The organism is Variovorax beijingensis (genome assembly GCF_007828835.1).
GTDB classification, from domain to species: domain Bacteria; phylum Pseudomonadota; class Gammaproteobacteria; order Burkholderiales; family Burkholderiaceae_C; genus Variovorax; species Variovorax beijingensis_A.
This window is the reverse complement of record NZ_VIVL01000035.1, coordinates 1-2,613: the sequence shown is the minus strand read 5'-3', so window position 1 is coordinate 2,613 and position 2,613 is coordinate 1. Positions and strand designations below refer to the sequence as shown.

At 65.3% G+C, this 2,613-nt stretch carries 3 protein-coding genes; all 3 read left to right on the top strand.

Features of this window, described 5'->3' with window-relative positions:
• The first annotated feature begins 87 nt into the window (after positions 1-87).
• The 3 genes from FB547_RS33220 to tnpC are packed head-to-tail and all read left to right on the top strand — an operon-like array spanning position 88 to position 2,552.
• Complete coding sequence (locus tag FB547_RS33220) at positions 88-606, top strand: transposase (protein WP_093308105.1); 519 nt, start codon at positions 88-90, stop codon at positions 604-606.
• Complete coding sequence (gene tnpB / locus FB547_RS33215) at positions 582-932, top strand: IS66 family insertion sequence element accessory protein TnpB (protein ID WP_145747839.1); 351 nt, start codon at positions 582-584, stop codon at positions 930-932. The genes FB547_RS33220 and tnpB overlap by 25 nt, the downstream gene beginning before the upstream one ends.
• A 24-nt stretch (positions 933-956) precedes the next feature.
• Positions 957-2,552, top strand: a complete 1,596-nt coding sequence (gene tnpC, locus FB547_RS33210) for an IS66 family transposase (RefSeq protein ID WP_145747838.1) — start codon at positions 957-959, stop codon at positions 2,550-2,552.
• Positions 2,553-2,613: the final 61 nt, after the last annotated feature.

The following is a 2,613-nucleotide window of genomic DNA, read 5'->3' as shown; positions in this document are numbered from 1 at the left end:
GTATGCGGTCAATTAACCACGCCCTTGTTGAGTGAACGATGAGCTGTGAGGCTACGTGTCCATGTAGAGCAACATGGACATGTAGAGATGACAGAGCAGTACGCAGAGTTGAGAAGCCGGTTGGTTGTGGGACGCAAGAGTGACGGTCGCGGCGTCTACGACGAAGCTGCCAAGAAGGAATTGATCATTGCCTGCCTCAAGCCGGGAGTGTCGGTGGCACGCATGGCGATGGAGCACGGTGTCAACACAAACCTTCTGAGGACGTGGATCACGGCTTACCAGCGGCGAAGTGCCCAGGTGCCGACAGGTGACATCGCGCGAACGCACGATGCAGCATTCGTTGCTGTACACGTCGAGGGTGAGCAAGATCTGCCTCATCGCGAGTGTGCAGTGGCTGCGCCCGCGATGGCCCACGCACCTGCTACGGCAGTGGCGGTGATCCCGGATGACAGCCCCTTGGCGGCGGCACCGATCCCGATGGTCGGGTTGCAGGTGCGCCTGCCCAACGGCGTGCAGCTCGATCTCGGTGAGACGAGCTTGCAGCAATTGCCGACGCTGGTGCAAATGTTGAGCCGACTGCCATGTTCCGCTTCGACGAAGGGCTGAAGGTCTACCTGCACCGCGAGCCCGTGGACTTCCGGCTGAACATCAACGGCCTGGCCGTGCTGGTAGAGCAGGCACTGGGCCTGGACCCGTTCGCCCCGTGCGCCTACGTGTTCAGCAACCGCCGGCGCGACCGGGTAAAGATCCTGGGTTGGGAGCGCAACGGCTTCTGGCTGTTGCTCAAGCGTCTCGAGAAGGACAGGTTCGTCTGGCCCTCGGCCGAGGCGGTTCCCACGCTGACGGCCGAACAGCTGCACTGGTTGCTCGAGGGCATCGACATCGCGGTGGTGCAACGCCACTCCCGACTGCGCTATGCCAGCGTGGCTTGAGGTTTGACGGAACAATGATGGGGCATGTCGATCCAAGCGGGCGTGTCGCCACCAGCCGCCCCTGCCACCATTACCGCTGAAGAACTCGCCGCGCTCATTGCCGAGCGCGATGCGCTGGCCGGCGCGCTGCGGGTGGCGACCACCGAGCGGGACCTCGCCCTGGAGCGGTTGAAGGCGCTGCAGCGCCAGCTCTTCGCCGCCAAGAGCGAAGCCCGTGGCACCGATCAGAAGGACCTGTTCCTGAACGAGGCCGAGGCACTCGCGCCCACCGATCTGACGCCGCAGGCCGAGGTCGAAGACATCGACGAAGAGGAATCGACACCGGTCGCCGGGCACCAGCGCAAGAAGCGTGGACGCAAGCCGCTGGACCCCGCGCTGCCGCGCGAGATCGTGCGCCACGAGCTGCCCGAGGCCGAGCGTGTGTGCGCCCATGACGGGCACGCGCTGGTGGAGATCGGCGCCGAGGTCAGCGAGCAGATGGATGTCATCCCCGAGCAGGTGCGTGTGCTGCAGCACCACCGCATCAAGTACGCCTGTCCGTGCTGCGACCAGAGCCTGAAGCTTGCACCGGCGCCGGCGCACATCATCCCGCGCGGGCTGCTCACCGAGCAGGCCCAGGCCTGGGTCATCACCGGCAAGTACCAGTTCGGCATGCCGTTGTACCGCACGGCCGTATTGCTGCGCCGCTTCGGCGGCGACATCGCGAGCAACACGCTGGCTGCGGGCATCGTGCGCATCGGCCAGGCCGTGCAGCCGGTCATCAACCTGCTGCGCGATCACTTGCTGGACTCGGATCTGATCTACGGCGACGAGACCCACGTCCAGGTACTGAAGGAGCCTGGGCGCAAGGCACAGACGAAGAGTTTTATGTGGGCGCAGATGAACGGCACCGGCCCACCGGTGCGGCTGTTCGCCTATGCGCCGGGGCGCGGCACGGTGCACGCCGAGAAGCTGTATGCCGGCATCCGCCCCGGCACCACGCTCATCACTGACGGCTACGAGGTCTACAACGGCATCGCGAAGGCCGGCGGCCTCACGCATCTCGGATGCTGGGTCCACGCGCGTAGGCCGTTCATCAAGGCCGAGGAGGCCGTGCCGAAGGCAGCCCGCTCGTCCGATCAGCTCGCGACCCGGTTCGTGCGGCTGATTGGCAAGCTGTACCGTGCGGAGGCCTTGGCCAGGGATTGGACGCCCGCGCGCCGGTTGCGGATGCGCTCGCGCTACAGCGCCGCGGTCGTGCGCGAGATCGAGCGACTCATGCTCACGCATCTGCACAGCGTCTCACCGTCGAGCCTGCTGGGCGAAGCACTGCACTACCTGCACGGGCAGTGGCCCAAGCTCGTGCGGTTCCTGGACAACGGCGCTTGGCCGCTGGACTCCAACCCGGTGGAGAACGCGATCCGGCCCTTCGTCGTCGGAAGGCGCAGTTGGTTGTTCGCTGACACCGTGGGCGGCGCGAACGCCAGTGCCAATCTTTATTCGCTCATCGAGACCGCCAAGGCCAACAACATCGAGCCCTACCGATACCTGGTCGCGCTGTTCAAGAAGCTGCCGCTGGCGCAGACCGTCGACGACTACGAGTCGCTGCTGCCCTGGAACATCGAGCTCGTCGAACCGTAGACCTCTGCGCGCGCATCGATTCCGGCGCCGCGCGCAAGGGCGTGGTTTATTGAGCGCTTAC

Bases quoted from the DNA above. Each gene is read 5' to 3' on its own strand.
- FB547_RS33220 (WP_093308105.1), top strand. From the start codon at position 88: ATGACAGAGCAGTACGCAGAGTTGAGAAGCCGGTTGGTTGTGGGACGC.
- tnpB (WP_145747839.1), top strand. From the start codon at position 582: ATGTTCCGCTTCGACGAAGGGCTGAAGGTCTACCTGCACCGCGAGCCC.
- tnpC (WP_145747838.1), top strand. From the start codon at position 957: ATGTCGATCCAAGCGGGCGTGTCGCCACCAGCCGCCCCTGCCACCATT.